14 protein-coding genes and 2 tRNA genes are annotated in these 15,635 nt (G+C 45.1%); 7 read left to right on the top strand and 9 right to left on the bottom strand.

Annotation, left to right across the window (positions count from 1 at the left end; translation table 11 throughout):
• The first annotated feature begins 153 nt into the window (after positions 1–153).
• Positions 154–1,509, top strand: coding sequence for an ATP-dependent protease ATPase subunit HslU (hslU, locus tag BUR09_RS15995; protein WP_074217956.1), 1,356 nt, complete (start codon positions 154–156; stop codon positions 1,507–1,509).
• Positions 1,510–1,549: 40 nt separating this feature from the next.
• Positions 1,550–2,443, top strand: coding sequence for an acetylglutamate kinase (gene argB, locus BUR09_RS15990; RefSeq protein WP_074217955.1), 894 nt, complete (start codon positions 1,550–1,552; stop codon positions 2,441–2,443).
• Positions 2,444–2,536: 93 nt separating this feature from the next.
• Here argB and BUR09_RS15985 read toward each other — a convergent pair whose 3' ends face one another.
• The 7 genes from BUR09_RS15985 to BUR09_RS15955 all read right to left on the bottom strand — a co-directional run bounded on the left by BUR09_RS15985 (position 2,537) and on the right by BUR09_RS15955 (position 9,850).
• Positions 2,537–3,028: a nuclear transport factor 2 family protein gene (locus BUR09_RS15985; RefSeq protein ID WP_074217954.1), complete on the bottom strand. Its 492-nt coding sequence runs from the start codon at positions 3,026–3,028 to the stop codon at positions 2,537–2,539.
• A 177-nt stretch (positions 3,029–3,205) separates the two neighbouring features.
• Positions 3,206–3,760, bottom strand: coding sequence for a hypothetical protein (locus tag BUR09_RS15980; protein ID WP_074217953.1), 555 nt, complete (start codon positions 3,758–3,760; stop codon positions 3,206–3,208).
• A 124-nt stretch (positions 3,761–3,884) separates the two neighbouring features.
• Complete coding sequence (locus BUR09_RS15975; protein ID WP_217694189.1) at positions 3,885–5,861, bottom strand: NHL repeat-containing protein; 1,977 nt, start codon at positions 5,859–5,861, stop codon at positions 3,885–3,887.
• Positions 5,862–5,949: 88 nt separating this feature from the next.
• Entirely contained in the window at positions 5,950–6,450 is a 501-nt protein-coding gene (locus BUR09_RS15970; protein ID WP_074217951.1) for a cupin domain-containing protein, read from the bottom strand.
• Positions 6,451–6,746: 296 nt separating this feature from the next.
• The gene (locus BUR09_RS15965; RefSeq protein WP_074217950.1) at positions 6,747–7,598 is read right to left on the bottom strand and encodes a 2-oxoacid:ferredoxin oxidoreductase subunit beta; all 852 of its coding nucleotides are present in this window, start codon (positions 7,596–7,598) and stop codon (positions 6,747–6,749) included.
• A 5-nt stretch (positions 7,599–7,603) separates the two neighbouring features.
• The gene (locus BUR09_RS15960) at positions 7,604–9,292 is read right to left on the bottom strand and encodes a 2-oxoacid:acceptor oxidoreductase subunit alpha (RefSeq protein ID WP_074217949.1); all 1,689 of its coding nucleotides are present in this window, start codon (positions 9,290–9,292) and stop codon (positions 7,604–7,606) included.
• Positions 9,293–9,493: 201 nt separating this feature from the next.
• Positions 9,494–9,850 (bottom strand): winged helix-turn-helix transcriptional regulator, encoded by a 357-nt coding sequence (locus tag BUR09_RS15955; protein WP_074217948.1) that lies wholly within the window; start codon positions 9,848–9,850, stop codon positions 9,494–9,496.
• A gap of 447 nt (positions 9,851–10,297) precedes the next feature.
• On the opposite strand from BUR09_RS15955, the gene BUR09_RS15950 reads away from it, so the two are divergent.
• Positions 10,298–11,452, top strand: a complete 1,155-nt coding sequence (locus BUR09_RS15950; RefSeq protein WP_074217947.1) for an iron-containing alcohol dehydrogenase — start codon at positions 10,298–10,300, stop codon at positions 11,450–11,452.
• 133 nt (positions 11,453–11,585) lie between these two features.
• Positions 11,586–12,818: an NAD(P)-dependent oxidoreductase gene (locus BUR09_RS15945; protein ID WP_074217946.1), complete on the top strand. Its 1,233-nt coding sequence runs from the start codon at positions 11,586–11,588 to the stop codon at positions 12,816–12,818.
• Between the two features lie 191 nt (positions 12,819–13,009).
• Here the strand turns inward: BUR09_RS15945 and BUR09_RS15940 are convergent, their stop codons facing one another.
• Entirely contained in the window at positions 13,010–13,519 is a 510-nt protein-coding gene (locus BUR09_RS15940; protein WP_074217945.1) for a ferritin, read from the bottom strand.
• 281 nt (positions 13,520–13,800) lie between these two features.
• Here BUR09_RS15940 and BUR09_RS15935 point away from each other — a divergent pair, with 281 nt between their 5' ends.
• Positions 13,801–14,007 (top strand): dual CXXC motif small (seleno)protein, encoded by a 207-nt coding sequence (locus BUR09_RS15935; protein WP_074217944.1) that lies wholly within the window; start codon positions 13,801–13,803, stop codon positions 14,005–14,007.
• Here the strand turns inward: BUR09_RS15935 and BUR09_RS15930 are convergent.
• Complete coding sequence (locus BUR09_RS15930; RefSeq protein WP_084539531.1) at positions 14,004–14,681, bottom strand: phosphoadenosine phosphosulfate reductase family protein; 678 nt, start codon at positions 14,679–14,681, stop codon at positions 14,004–14,006. The genes BUR09_RS15935 and BUR09_RS15930 overlap by 4 nt on opposite strands.
• Before the next feature lie 485 nt (positions 14,682–15,166).
• On the opposite strand from BUR09_RS15930, the gene BUR09_RS15925 reads away from it, so the two are divergent.
• A tRNA-Arg gene (locus tag BUR09_RS15925) sits at positions 15,167–15,243 on the top strand.
• A gap of 223 nt (positions 15,244–15,466) precedes the next feature.
• Positions 15,467–15,543, top strand: a tRNA-Arg gene (locus BUR09_RS15920).
• Positions 15,544–15,635: the final 92 nt, after the last annotated feature.

Raw genomic sequence — 15,635 nt, 5'->3', positions numbered from 1 at the left:
AACCTTGTTTCAACAAGGTTTCCCCCAGCCGTCGGAGACAAATATCAAAAAGGCCTAAGCCAACTGAACTAACATCTAATTTGAGATTGGCAATTAATAAGCGGCTTGTTAGTATAGCCCGTTATTGCCCCATATTAATCAGGAGATTGAAACGTGCTTACACCACGTGAAATTGTATCCGAACTGGATAAATACATTATTGGACAGCATGGTGCGAAGCGCATGGTCGCAGTTGCTATGCGTAACCGCTGGCGCCGCCAGCAGATTGATCCGTCCCTTCGTGACGAGATTGCACCAAAGAATATTATCATGATGGGCCCTACTGGCGTTGGTAAAACTGAGATTGCCCGCCGTCTTGCGAAGCTTTCTGCTTCCCCGTTTGTAAAAGTAGAGGCAACCAAGTTCACAGAAGTCGGGTATGTTGGCCGTGACGTTGAGTCTATGGTTCGCGACCTGATGGAACTGGGCGTAGCTCTTGTACGCGACGAAGAAACTACTCGCGTTCGTGCTCAGGCAGAAACCAATGCAGAAGAACGTCTTCTCGACCTGCTTCTTCCGGGTTCTGCACCAAAGCCTATCCATGACCCGATTACCACCTTTGACACTCCTACTCCGGAAACTGACAAAGCAAGCTCTACCCGCGAGAAAATGCGTAAAATGTTCCGCGAAGGTAAGCTTGATGACCGTGAAGTAGAAATGGAGCTTGAAATTGCTCCTCAGGGTATCGAAGTAATGGCAATGCCAGGCATGGAAGACATGGGCAGCCAATTTAAAGATCTCTTCAGCAAAGCTTTCCCTGCTAAGAAAAAGAAAAAACGCATGAAGATTGGCGATGCACTGCCGCTTTTGATTGAAGAAGAAGCAGCACGCCTTGTTGATGAAGAGAAAGTCACAGAACTGGCAAAAGAACGTGTTGAACAGTCCGGTATTATCTTTATCGATGAAATCGACAAAGTTGCCAGCTCTCAGCACGGCGGCAAAAGTGCAGACATCTCCCGCGAAGGTGTTCAGCGCGACCTGCTCCCGATTGTTGAAGGCAGCGTTGTTAATACTAAATACGGTATGGTCAAAACTGACCACATTCTGTTCATTGGTGCGGGTGCATTCCACCACTCCAAGCCAGCAGACCTTATTCCAGAGTTGCAGGGTCGTTTCCCGCTGCGTGCAGAACTGACCGCACTGGGTAAAGAAGAGTTCTTACGAATTCTTAAAGAGCCTCACAACGCTCTTACTATTCAGTACACTGCGCTTCTGGCTACTGAAGGTGTAACCATCACCTTTGCCGAGGATGGTCTGGAAGAAATTGCATCTTTTGCAGAAATGACCAACCAGGAAACAGAAAATATCGGCGCGCGTCGTCTCTACACCATCATGGAAAAAATTCTGAGCGACATCTCTTTTGAAGCTCCAGACCGTTCCGGTGAAGAAATTGTTATCGACCGTGCATTTGTAGAAAAGCACTTAGAAGATGTTCGCGAGGATAGAGACCTGAGTCGCTACATTCTCTAATATACATGCGGGGCATCCCTCCGCAGCAGGAACTACGTACATGAAAGACTACGCTAAAGCACAGCTTACATCACGCATTCTTATTGAATCTCTTCCGTATATTAAAAAGTTTCATGGTGAAATTGTGGTCATTAAATACGGTGGCCACGCAATGAAGGACGAAGAGCTGGGTCGTGCATTTGCTCAGAACATCGCTCTTTTAAAGTACGTAGGATTAAGGCCGGTTATCGTACACGGCGGCGGTCCTCAGATTGGTAAGATGCTTGAAGCACTCAACATCACCTGCCAGTTCCGCGAAGGACATCGCGTAACTGACGACGCAACCATGGACGTTGTAGAAATGGTGCTCGTAGGCAAAGTAAACAAAGAGATTGTAAACAAGCTGAACTTGTCAGACTGCAAAGCTGTCGGGCTTTCCGGTAAAGACGGCACACTCCTTCGCGCTCGCAAGCTGCAAATGGTTATCGACAATCAGAACAAAACACCGGAGATCATTGATCTCGGTAAGGTTGGCGAAGTTGTGGGCGTTGAAGTTGGTCTGCTGAAAGGTCTTCTTTCTGAAGGCTACACTCCGGTAATCGCCCCAGTTGGCGTGGATGATGAAGGAAACACCTACAACATCAACGCAGACTCCGTAGCAGGTGCTGTCGCAGGCGCACTGCAAGCCAAGCGGCTCCTGCTGCTTACAGACGTTGCCGGTATCCTTGATGCGGACAAAAACCTGCTTGAAGAACTGACAATCAAAGAAACTCTCGCACTCTTCGAAGACGGTACACTTCAGGGCGGCATGATCCCGAAAGTAAAATGCTGCCTCGAAGCCATAAACGATGGCGTAGGACGAGCAACCATCCTCGACGGACGTGTAGAAAACTCCGTACTGCTGGAACTCTTTACAGACAGCGGCATCGGCACGCAGATTCTTGGCGACAAGTAGGCGTGAGTTTTCCGATATGAAATAAAAAAGCGTGGGCTTAAGGCTCACGCTTTTTTTGCATTGAAATGTCTGTGGAACAAATCGCACTCCACTTTATTTGCTCATATCACATTTTCCCTTTTTCTCTGCAAGCGCCCAAGCTTGTTCGAGAATATCACGGGTTCCTTTTTCACTTTTGAAATCAAATTGCAGACTTCTTACCTTCCAACCTTCCGCAGTGAAGCGACAACCAAACACATACTTCCCTTTGCCTTCCCAAATGTGCTCATGCAAAAAGTAGATTGCTGTTGCGTCTGCTTTAACTGTGGCTTCCTGCCCTTTAAGTTCCACTCTTATGTTTTCCAACTTATGTCGTGTTGCATCGAACCCGCATAGAGACTCTTTCCAGCGATAGATGACGTCCTTAGGTGATGCCGTATGCGGTTCACCACCGAACAGCGAAGTATAATCCACCGTAACTTCATCTGTCAGCATCGTCTCTAAGGTATTGAATAATCGTAAATCCAGCAGCACCCCCAGACTTTCAACAAGGGTTTCAAGGAGCGCTGTATCTGTTTTTTCTCTGCGTTCAATATAGGTTGGCATACGCACCCTTCCTTTCGTTTTTACAACGACAACTGGCATCATAAAAAAGGTTACGACCAGTATAGCCCAAATAAAAAAGGAAGGAATGGATATATTGCCCGCCGCAACTGCCCTGCATGAAAAGGCTACCCTTAAGATTGCAGGCAAAGGAGCAGCAACGAAAACAACGAGTGGAAATTAGTTTTTATTCTCAACCCAGTATCGTTCGCTTGCCTCAGGTACTGCCGGAAAATCTGCGGCTTCATCAGGAGTCAAAGCTAGAACACGGAGCACACTAGTCGGACTGACGCGATAATCATACATTTCAACAAGGTAGTTCAAACTTTCAGGCAAGCCATTTTCCTTGATGAAGTAGTTGTAGTTATCAAATTCGTTCGTCGTATCAGCTACATTCATCTTGTAAATGTTTTTGCGCCAATCCTTACCCCACTCAGTGACTTTTTCGCCCTCAAGCAGTTTAAAATGGTAATTTGATGACGGAGAAGACATGCGTTGAATAAAAAGAACAGCCTGCCCGTTGGTATATACTTTTGAATGCATGGTGCCACGGGGGAAACGACCACTTACGTCCGAACTTAACGGAATATTAACGGAAAGATTACCTACTTCCTTAAAATCAGACGAAATGGTAACCGCATATGCACCACGACCGATTTTCTGAACCGAGCTATCAGTATCAGGCTGTGTCGGAGATATAAAAAGAGAAACTAATCGTTTAATTACACTGCTCATAATGACCTCATATTTTCTCTTTTGTGAGGGTATTATGAATGGTTGTCAAATCATCTGACGGATGGGCAATCTACACCACATCATCTATAAGTAAGCTGGTACCAAAAGCCAGTCTCTGCTGCTCCTATCTAGAAACAGGTCGGACCGCACCAATCAGAGGATTGAGTACCGGCTTTGCTATACCGTAGATAACCACAATTCCGTCCCCTCCCCCCATCGTTGAAGTTCGGCGATCAGGATTTTCATCAAGCAGTGCACTAATCACATTCCAGTTATTTGCGACCCATACATTGCCTGCCTCATCAATCATCGTATCAGTCACTTCTTCCATGAGGCCGCTACGGTAATAATGAATTAAATCACCGCTAGATACCCCTTGTGGGCAAACATCTTCTTTAGCACCACACATATGCATAAATCCGGTTCCCAAAAAATTTGAAACAAACACAGTGTCGTCTCCATCAATACTGACGCCCCATCCTCCATTAATTTTCCCATTAAGCAGGTCCGACTTCAGCACTTTCCCTTCGGGACTGATCATTGTCACATTCCCTGTAACCGGAACTTGCTTCTCATGTGCAAGGATATTCTCTATTGAAATCTTGAACTCCTCCAAAATTCCAGCCCCTTTTGGTATTTTTGGCAATGGATATCCCGGAGAAAGATTTGCTGCGACCCAAACGTTGCCAAGGGAATCAACAGCTAACCCACGAGGAGCAACTCCCACTTTGATTTGTTTTGCTTCAGAAGGACTATCTGCAGGGAAGCGAGTTACAGTCATGGACGCTGAATTTGTCACCCAAACCACGTTATTATTATCAACAGCAACGGCAAAAGGTCTTTGTAAACCTGAAACGTTAACGACTTCCCCCCGATTGTGATCACCATTTGGGAATTTAAGCATTTGATTTAGCTGGTTGTCACAAATCCAAACATCACCATTTGGAGATGTTGCAAGCCCTTGTAGCATTCCCACCTTTCCGTCTACTTTTGCTGGCCCGAGAGGTTTTCCATCTAAATCAAACACCCCTACTTTTTTATTGAATGTTGAAATCCATACTTTATCGTTTGAAACAGTAGTGCCCCAACCAACACCATCAAGCCCCTGCCCATTATAGCCTGTAATCGCAGGAGAAATGGGAGAACCATCCGGCCCAAGACGAACAACTCCTCCACCAATTGAACTAATCAGTCCAGATTGAGAACCTGGCATCCAATTTTGCCCGCTCCAAAGATTGGCTCTATTATCAAACATCATTCTTCCCGGAGAATAGATTCCTCCTCCGGTAAACTTGATTTGTAGCGAAAAGTCGTCTGGAACAAAGCTTAAGTAAGGAAGAAAGTTAACATCTCGTCGTTGTTCCCCTTTAGGGTAAGGAAACGCTTTATCGAATAGCGAAAAATAATTTTGAGTTTGAAGATAAGGAGCCTTGGCAATTTTAAGTAAAGACTCCAATGTAGAAGAAGAGGAATTAATAGCCAAAAATTCGTTACAAAGACCTTTATGGCTATTCGCTCCGCAAAGTGAAACTAGAGCACCCAGCGTATTCATTCGTGCAACAGTTTCAGATTGGGTCAAGTTAGCAGAATTTAAAGCTACTTTGCTAAAATAGCCCGTTGAAACATTTATCAAATTATCAACCTGAGATGAACCAATAACAAGCCCGTTGGCAGTTCCTTGAAGCCCTTCTTTTAAAGCAAACTGCTGGGCATTCGGCCATAACGATCCAATAGTTGTTAATTCATTAAGAATAACTGATGAAGGAGCAGGAATAGGGATAATCGCAAATAAGCTTAAATTAGGAACCGAATCATTTTTGATTTTTCCACCAGCACTTATGAGGTATAGCGGCTGGTTTGACGTTGCGGAATGGGCATTAAACGCAACTTTCCCCTGCTTATCTGAGGTAGCTTTTTCTAAAAAAACAGGTTTCCCAGCTGGAACAGCTTGCCAAAGCTCAACTTTTGCATCGGAAACATCATGCCCATCAGACGTTACGTGTACTGATATCGCGGCTAACGAGTATGTGCTGAATGCTACTAGAATAAAAGATAAGACGGTAACAATACTTGTCAGAATACGGGAAAACAATACGTGCATAGTTGTCTCCATTACGTACTATTGTAACAGCATTAAATGGACTCCTAGTCTTAACAACAATGCACATCATAACATATGAAGTAGATTTCTACATATGCGTATATTCGCGGATGAGTTCTTTGTGTTGAGGAAATGTTTTCGACAACTCATCGAAAGTTCCGTTAATGAAATCTTCATATTCGAAGCCAGGAGAGACAGTGCATCCCAGTAGCGCCCATGCTCCGCCAGAAAGTAATTTTGTGCCTTGCCAGACGTTAGGCTGAACAACGACCTGAGGTGAGTGATCTTTTTCCAGATCAGAGCCAAGAACACATGTATGCAGTTCGCCATTGGCATTAATCTGCACCATTTGAACTGGATCGCCAGCATAGAAGTGGAAAATCTCTGCGGACTTTACAGCATGGAGGCCGGAAAATTGTTCAGGGGTGATAAGATAGTAAATGCATGATGAATACTGCCTGTCACCACCTAAATCCGGCAATGCACTGGCAGGAATACTCCCAGAGGCTCTGTACGTTACTCTAAAATACCCGCCCTCTTCGGGTAACGGGCTTAGATTAAACTTTTTAATAACATCCTGAGCAGTCACTTTAGGCGCTCCTTTCAACGATAATTTGTTTTTATCGGTAACCTACGTTTTCAAAGCTAATCGTAGGCATGTAAGATCTCATAAGACAGGTTTTTACTGACGTTTACTGTGCTATAACTCAGATTAAGTAAAGTCAAAAAGACCTGAATTGACAAATAGATATGAGCTGTAGAGGCATTGCCTGACTTATTATGTTCCAGCGACTTCGTAAACAGAGCCAGAAAAAAAGCTGCCTCCGCATGGAAAGCAGCTCTTGCTTATATCAACTATATACCACCGTCCTTCCGACGACAGACTTAAGAATACTTCTTCACGACCTGATCGAAAGCCTCACTGTCTACCATTTCAGTACCGAGCGGATAGGTAAGATCTTTCGGTAAATGTCCGCCATAGGCTGGACGATTATTAGTGTACAAAACTCCAATCGGAATCTTATCGCTGAACTCATCAGCTTTTTGAATCGCTTTCTCTCTGTTTGTCGGATCGTAATCTTCACCTAACTCGTAGCAGCGTTTTTTGTACCAACCAAAGGTGTTCACCTTGTTGAAAGAAACACACGGTTGAAGCACATCCACGAGAGCGAAGCCCGGATGCGCTATAGCTGCTTTAATCGTTTCCACCAAATGGGGCACGTTACCTGAGAAAGCACGGGCTACAAAGTTTGCACGCATGACAACCGCGACTCCCACCGGATTGAATGGCGCATTTGTTACGCCAAATGGCTGCGCTTTGGTGATCTGCCCTTCCTGTGTTGTTGGGCTGGCCTGTCCTTTAGTAAGTCCGTACACCTGATTATCGTGCACAATTGCGACCATATCCACATTACGCCTGATAGCAGCAAGAAAATGATTACCGCCCTCGGCATATGTACAACCATCCCCGCTTGTTACAAGAACAGTCAGCTCCGGATTAACAATCTTTACAGCCTGAGCCGCAGAGAGTGCCCTGCCGTGCAACCCGTTAAAACCGTTGGCAGTTATATAGTGCGGCATCTTTGCAGCTTGACCGATACCGGAAATGATCGCGGCTTTGTGCGGCGGAATATCAAGTTCAGCCAAGGTCTGCTTCAGAGCTTGCAGAATATCGAAGTTACCGCAGCCGGGGCACCAGGCTTCATTGTAATTACCGTACTCGTTAATATCGCCCATTACGCCTACTCCTCGTACATATTACTGATAATGTAACCCGCAGTTAATGGACGCCCGTCGTATCTGCTGACTATCTTTTGAATAGGAACGCAGGTGAGCCCTTTAAGAAGCCAAGCAAACTGGGCATTGGAGTTTCCTTCAATGCATACACGTTCTTTAGCGCTTTCCAAATACGGCATAAACTGCTCCACCTCCAACGGCCACACTTGTGAAAAGCTTAGTACTGCGACTTTTTCGCCACGCTCTTTCATAATCTCAGCAGCGTCGCGTACCGCCCCTACTGTGGACCCCCAGCATATTAACAGCCTGTCAGGATGGTCAGCGCCATAATAACGCGGTGGAAGAACATCCTTGCGGATACAAGATTCCTTCAGCAACATTTTTTCTACCATAGCATTACGCAACTGCTTGCTTTCCGTAATGTTACCGCGTTCGTTATGCGCATGACTATCTACCAGCACAATGGACTTGCCGAATCCAGGGAGCCTTCGTGGCGATATACCGCTGTTTGTCAAATTATACCGTCTGTAATCATCAGGGTGAGTATCTGTGTAATCCGGCTTACACACCTTCGGAAGCTTATGCATGTCGTATGCTTCAAGACTTTGCAGACCATCCGCTAAAAACTGGTCTGTAAGAATGATAACCGGAGTCTGATACTTTTCAGCACAGCTGATAGCACGGTGTCCCATTTCAAAACATTCTTCTACAGAACTTGGAGCCAAAATGATACGCGGGAACTCACCGTGCCCACCGAACATGGTGAACAGCAAATCCCCTTGGGCCGTGCGAGTAGGCATACCGGTTGCGGGACCGGGACGTTGGGCAACAACGATTACAATCGGCTGCTCCATAACACCCGCAAGACTAACACCTTCTGTCATAAGGGCAAATCCACCACCGGATGTTGGAACAATGACAGGGGCACCAGCATAGGATGCACCAAGCGCCATATTCAACGCGGCAATTTCATCTTCAACCTGCTCAACCACCACACCCATTTCCTGAGAATGGTTAATAAGCGTCTGTGCTACAGATGAGCCCGGTGTCATTGGGTAGAACGTACAAAAACGGACCCCTGCCGCCATTGCACCAAGTGCAATACTAGTATTTCCATTAATGAGAATACGTTCTGGATGCAGATGCATTGACGGTAACTGAGAACACTTGTGTGTATGGTCCAAGCTCCACTCATAAGCACCCTTAAGAGCCGCAATATTTTCTTTAACGACCGCCTCTCCCTTGGAGGCGAAGCGCTCCTTTAGCAACTGTTCAGGCAACGCACTATCCAAGCCGAGCAAGGAACACAGTACGCCAAGCGCAATAACATTTTCATATAAAGGGTTAGAGGCAAGTCTATCGAAAGGAATGCTTACGCATTGTTTATTCATGGAATCAAGCTTATCGCTTAATATAATAGTTCCGCCATCATGCAGCATTTCAAAAAACTGTGCGACTGCATCCTGATTAAATGCAAACAAGAGATCACATTGATCAGCCGGCGCGAACTTCGGTGTGTCACTGATTCGGATTCTGAAAGAGTTATGACCACCGCGAATTCGAGACATATAATACTGAGTGGCAAAAACTTCATACCCAGCACGAGTCAAAATTTTACTGAGCAGTTCGCCAACAGTAACCAGTCCCTGACCAGCTGCTCCAGCGATAATTATCGTTCTGTCGAGTGTGGACAAAAGAACCTCCAATACAGAGAAAAAACTGAAGTCGTAGGTTATATAGTCTACACGATAACAGATAAGTTTTGTTGGCAAAAGAAATTATACCATTCTCTTGTTAGTCTTTGCCTTTTTCACCGCCCGCACGTTGAAAGCCTGTATGATACCGGACTGTTCCTTTGAGTCAGGCAACCAGTATATTTTTCTGTAAGAATAAAATTACTCCACTTGTCCTTCACGACCTTTCAAGTACTCTACAGCCCACTCATCAAGGCTGTTAAATGACGGAATAAGCTTTTCCCCTATCTCGGTAAGAGAATATTCTACAACTGGTGGAACTTCCGGATACGCTTTTCTGTTAATGATGCCGTTCTTTTCCAGACTGCGCAGCTGTTGTGTCAGCATTTTTTGCGTCACCTTCGGCATTAATTTTCTTAACTGCCCGAACCGCTTTTCCCCTTTCGAAAGATGCCAGATGATCTGGGGAACCCATTTACCGGAAAGAATCTCAAATGCGACTTCCAATTCGTATGTGTAACTGCTGCAACTAATTTTATGTGTTCTATCTTCAGGCATGTGCATTTCCTTGTGCGAATGTATGCTAATCCACAATCATATCAACATGTAAGATGAATAGATTGCGAGTATTTTTTTAATGAAACGTGCATGTTGTGCTTTTGAATGCTGAACAAAGGCTAATAGCACTTTCTCCAACTATTGGACACCCCTAGAGGTATATTTTTGGGTAGTTACTTTTTGTAAACCAGTACCCAAATCTACACTACTACACCGAAAGGTGCCTACTTTACAGGGAAAAGCAAATATTGTTTATACAACCTCGTCTGCGTATCCAAGGTGGATGCGTATACAATTTCTCTTTGTGCATACTTCTGTAGTGACCTATCTCTCCACTGTAGAAGCAGCAAGATTATATGCCCAAAAAACGCATTCTACATCAGAGTGTGCACAAAGAGAAATCTAACTAAATATACAATACTATTTATACAATAGGGAGAAAAACACATGGCTCGTTTTACTATTCCAAGAGACGTATACTTTGGTGAAAACACCATTGAAGAACTTAAAAACGTTGATGGCAGCAAAGCATTTATTGTTATCAGTGGCGGCTCCATCAAAAGAAACTGTGGTCTGGAAAAAATCGAAGGCTACCTTAAAGAAGCTGGCATCGAAACTCGTCTTTTCGAAGGCGTAGAAGCTGACCCTTCTGACGAAACCGTTATGCGAGGCGTGGCTGAAATGAACGAATTCCAGCCAGACCTCATCATCGGCGTTGGTGGCGGTTCCCCAATCGATGCTGCTAAGGCAATGTGGATCTTCTATGAAGCTCCGGAATTCACTTTTGAAGAAGCAGCAATTCCGTTCAACCTGCCGCAGCTTCGTCGCAAAGCTCGCTTTGTAGCTATCCCGACCACCAGCGGTACAGGTACCGAAGTAACTGCATTCTCTATCATCACCAGCAAAGAGACTGAGCTGAAGTACCCTATTGCGGACTTCAACATCACTCCTGACATGGCGATTGTAGACAGCAACTTAGCACAGACCATGCCTGGTCACCTTGTTGCTCACACCGGTATGGACGCCCTGACCCACTCTCTGGAAGCATATGTTTCCATTATGGCAAACGAACTTACTGACGCGCTTGCTATGAAATCAATTGAGATGATTCAGGAACACCTTGTTGAATCCTTCAAAGGCAGCGAAGAGTCCCGTGCAAAAATGCACCTCTCCCAGTGCCTCGCAGGTATGTCCTTCTCCAACGCTATTTTGGGCATTGTACACAGCATGGCACACAAGACCGGTAAAATGTTCAGCATTCCTCACGGTTGTGCTAACGCAATCTACCTCCCTGCTGCAATTCGCTTCAACGCAGAAGAAGCTGGAGAAAAGTATGCAGACATCGCTAAACGCCTCGGGCTTGCCGGTTCCACTACTGAAGAGCGTGTTGATGCACTTGTAAACTTTGTAGAAGGCTTAAACCGTGCACTCAACATCCCTGCTTCCCTGCAGGAATTCGGTGTTGAGGAAGAAGCTTTCCTTGCAAACCTCGACATTATCGCTGAAGGCGCTGTTGGCGACCCTTGCACCAGCACCAACCCAAGAAAAATCTCTGTTGAACAGATGAAAGAGCTCTTCAAAAAAGCATACTACGGCAAATAGTTTCGCTATAGCCTGCTAGTAAACGGCTTTAAACGGGGTGAGTACAACAGCTCACCCCGTTTTCATTTTTAGATAGGCTCTGAATACAAAAAACTAATATACCAAGCCCGCCAACCATAGGAGCTTATACATAATGGAAAAACACATTCTTGAAGAAGCACAGCGTTGCCTTCAATGTAAAAAACCACGTTGCAGACAAGGGTGCCCAAATAACACCGCCATCAATGACATGGTCAAACTTATCCTTGAAGGAAAAATGAAAGAGGCGGGTAAAATGCTTTTTGAAAACAACCCTCTTTCTGTTATCTGCTCAACCATTTGTCCGCACGAAAACTTCTGTGAAGGACATTGTGTGCTGAAACGCAAGGGTAAGCCTGTTCAAATTAGCACCATAGAAAATTACATTTCAACCCACTATCTTGATCACGTTCAGCCAGAGAAACCTACGTTGCGTCACAAAGATAAAATAGCCATTATTGGTTCAGGACCATCCGGCATTACTGTTGCTTTTATTCTTGCTTCCTATGGGTACGATATAACTATCTTCGAATCTGAAGATAAGATCGGAGGCGTGCTCCAGTACGGCATACCAGATTTCCGCTTGCCAAAGGAGTTACTTGAAAAACTCAGAAAACAGCTCATGGAACTGGGTGTAAAATTTCGTCCAAACATGTTAATTGGACCAGTGATTACCCTTGATGATTTATTACACGATGCCTACAGCGCGGTCTTTATTGGCACCGGTGTATGGAACCCTAAACCGCTACGCATAAAAGGGGAAACTCTGGGGCACGTACACTATGCTATTAACTACCTTAAAACTCCTGCGGCATATGATCTTGGGAAAAAAGTAGCTGTTATTGGCGCGGGTAACGTTGCTATGGATGCTGCCCGAATGGCTATGCGGAACGGTGCGGAAGAAGTTACAATGCTCTATCGGCGAGGCGAAGAAGATATGTCCGCAACAAAACATGAGTACGAGTCTGCAAAAGCTGAGGGCGTTACCTTCTCCTTCTATCGTTCACCCGTTGAAATTGTTGATACGGGTATCCGCTGCGCTCAAACACGCAAAGAATTGGACGAGAAAGGCAATGCACGAGTTACAGCAATAGAAAATTCGGAAAAACTAGTTAACGCAGACTCTGTAATTATTGCGGTCAGTCAAGCTCCAAGAAGCAACCTTAAGGGAATCGAAATCGGTACTAGCGGTCTCATCATTGCAGATGACCACGGACGTACAACTCAAGAAGGTCTTTTTGCCTCAGGAGACGTGGTCACCGGAGCAAAAACAGTGGCTGAAGCAACGTATTACTCAAAACGAGTTGCTCGAACTATCATCGAATATTTAGAAAGAAAAGCAGCATAATCCCATGGGTTGCAGGAGCTGGAATACAGAATTTGTTGCCATTCTTCACGATATCACCCCTCAAAAAATTTCGCCTCTCTACTTCGGGTAGTCTGCACAACCTCACTCGAACCACGACTGGCAGAGCAAGCTTCTGCATAAAAAAATCCCCGTATGCATCACGCACACGGGGATTTTTTGTAAGAACTGAATTATTTTGCAACAGGCGGAGTAAACACGCGCTGGCCGAGTTCAGAGTCGAGCATAAGCATGCCCTGACCTTCACCGCCGATCATTTTGAGTTTACCGAGAACGTCATTTACGGAATCTTCTTCTTCAACCTGTTCGGAAACGAACCACTGAAGGAAGATGTTAGTTGCGTGATCGCGCTCATCGATAGCAAGGTTTACAAGATCATTGATGCGAGAAGTTACGAGCTGTTCGTGCTTAAGGGTTTCTTCAAACACTTCAAGAGTGTTAGCCCAATCGTTATCAGGTGCTTCGATTGGCTGAAGAATTACACGACCGCCGCGCTCGTTGATGTAATCGTAAAACTTAGTTGCGTGGAAGAGTTCTTCCTGAGCCTGTGCACGCATCCACTGTGCAAAACCGCCCATGCCTTTGTCTGCAAAGTATGCGGACATAGAGAGGTACAGGTAGCTGGAAAACATTTCCCATTTTACCTGATCATTCAACGCTTGATTCATTTTTTCAGACAACATCAGAATTCTCCTTATGGTAACTGGTAGTACAGAGTATCATGTTTTGATGAACCAGTCTTGTTATGCAACGCAGGTTTGTCATCAAAATGGTCAGGCCATTTGTTTGGCATGATGTGCTATAAAAAGCAATATCCGTAGAATATTGTATTACTGTTAACGCCAAATTCCCCGCATAAGTCAATTGCAGTGGAAAAAATAATACGGTATCAGCGTCTTTCGCAAAACAACCATCAAGTATTCAGACCAAGGCGTACGTTAGGTCTGATAAGGAGTTATCATATATGTGGGGTTCCAGCTGGAAGCGAAGCGCAGAGACAACCATTCCATGCAAAAAATGCAAAAAACCGCTTACTGTAAAACGCAGCTGCCAGCATGTGTACATGGAATGTACACATTGCGGCGATAAAAGCGACATTGCAGCATACCTGCGTGAAATGGATGACGCTTTGGAAGCCTTTATGGAAGGCGTATACTGCGACCGGATCTAAAAATATCCGAGGCTGCGCAACATATCCATTTTTGCCTCTTTATCACTATCACGTCCGGCACGTTCCCCTGCTTCGCTGCCAAGTCCACCACACGGCTTGGTGCAAGGTACACAGCCTAAAGAACGGTAGCCGGAATCGTACAACGGGCAGTACGGCAAATTGTACTGCATAGTGTACGCCCAAATATCCATTTCGCTAAAGTTCAAAACTGGATGCATCATAAGGCAGTCGGGCCGCTCTCTTTGCTCACGCATTGGTCGGTCCCTGTCTGGATGCTCATCTTTGCGAATACCGGTCAACAAGACTTCAATATCCTGCTGCCGAACGCCACGACTTAACGGCTCAACTTTAAGGTCGGCACAACAGGTTACCTTATCCTGCGCTACCGGATAATCAGCCATATCTACTTCAGGGCGCACGATTGTCAGGTCAATACCCCAATCCTGCGCTAAGCAGTCACGCTGATGGAGAACTTCCGGAAATTTACAGCCGGTATCGATATTCAGTGCCGTTACGCGCTCAACACCCAGTTCAGCCAGAATGTCCTTCCATAAATGAAGGGTTACGGTAGAGTCTTTACCGCCTGTCCATGCCACAGAAATGTTGTCTGCACCGTATTCCGCAGCGATCTGTCTAAGCTCGTTCCGAGCCTGTTCGATTTTTCTCTCGAGCATAATATTCTCTAGTTCATAACTCATTATGATTGAATTTCGCGGTACACTGTACCACAACTTTTCATACAATCAAGATGAGATATCGGATTCATAACAAACCGCTTTTGTATAAAAGTCAGTTTCTTCAAGTGCACCATGCAACAGGTGCCGAATGTGTACAACACTTTCTGCATTGTACGCGCTTGTTGCGGTATTTATTATCGGCAAGGGCATCGATATAAGTAAATTCCAAAGTAAGTCACAACAAACGCATTGTTCCCCTACCCACTTCTTCCGCTGTAGGCAATAGACAAAAAACGTAAAAAGAGGAATGTACATACAATTATAACAGCGCCCACTCTAAACGGTCGTCTATGTATCATTATATACGGTCTATAGATTCACCCACTATTCAGAGAACATTCAAGTTTTTTTAAATTTCGTCTTGACTGGTTGAACAATGCTGCATATAACCCTCCTCACGTTGTTAGCAACGCACCTTTTGCGGGGATGTAGCTCAGTTGGATAGAGTACCTGGCTACGAACCAGTTGGTCGGGAGTTCGAATCTTCCCATCCCCGCCATTCGAATACACTGCCTGTCAGTTTTTCTGACAGGCGTTTTTCTTCCAAAAAAAAGGGGCGCAGCTAAAAACATAAAGGCAGACGGTTTTAAAAAAACTTTTTTTCAAAAACTGCTTGACCTTGCTGAGGGTTGAACATATACACCCTCTCGCTGTGACGGAAGTCACTTCACAAATTTATATCGGGTCGGTTTAGAAGACTAAATTAGACACCGAGACCCTGCGGGGATGTAGCTCAGTTGGATAGAGTACCTGGCTACGAACCAGTTGGTCGGGAGTTCGAATCTTCCCATCCCCGCCATTTTGATCTTATACATCTGCTTAGGTGGATGTTTTATAGAGGGTAATATGCCCTCCCCAAGTGATGGTGACATCACATATATATACCGGATT

The sequence above is a fragment of the Halodesulfovibrio marinisediminis DSM 17456 genome, from assembly GCF_900129975.1.
Classification (GTDB): Bacteria; Desulfobacterota; Desulfovibrionia; order Desulfovibrionales; family Desulfovibrionaceae; genus Halodesulfovibrio; species Halodesulfovibrio marinisediminis.
This window is presented reverse-complemented; position numbering and strand designations above follow the sequence as displayed.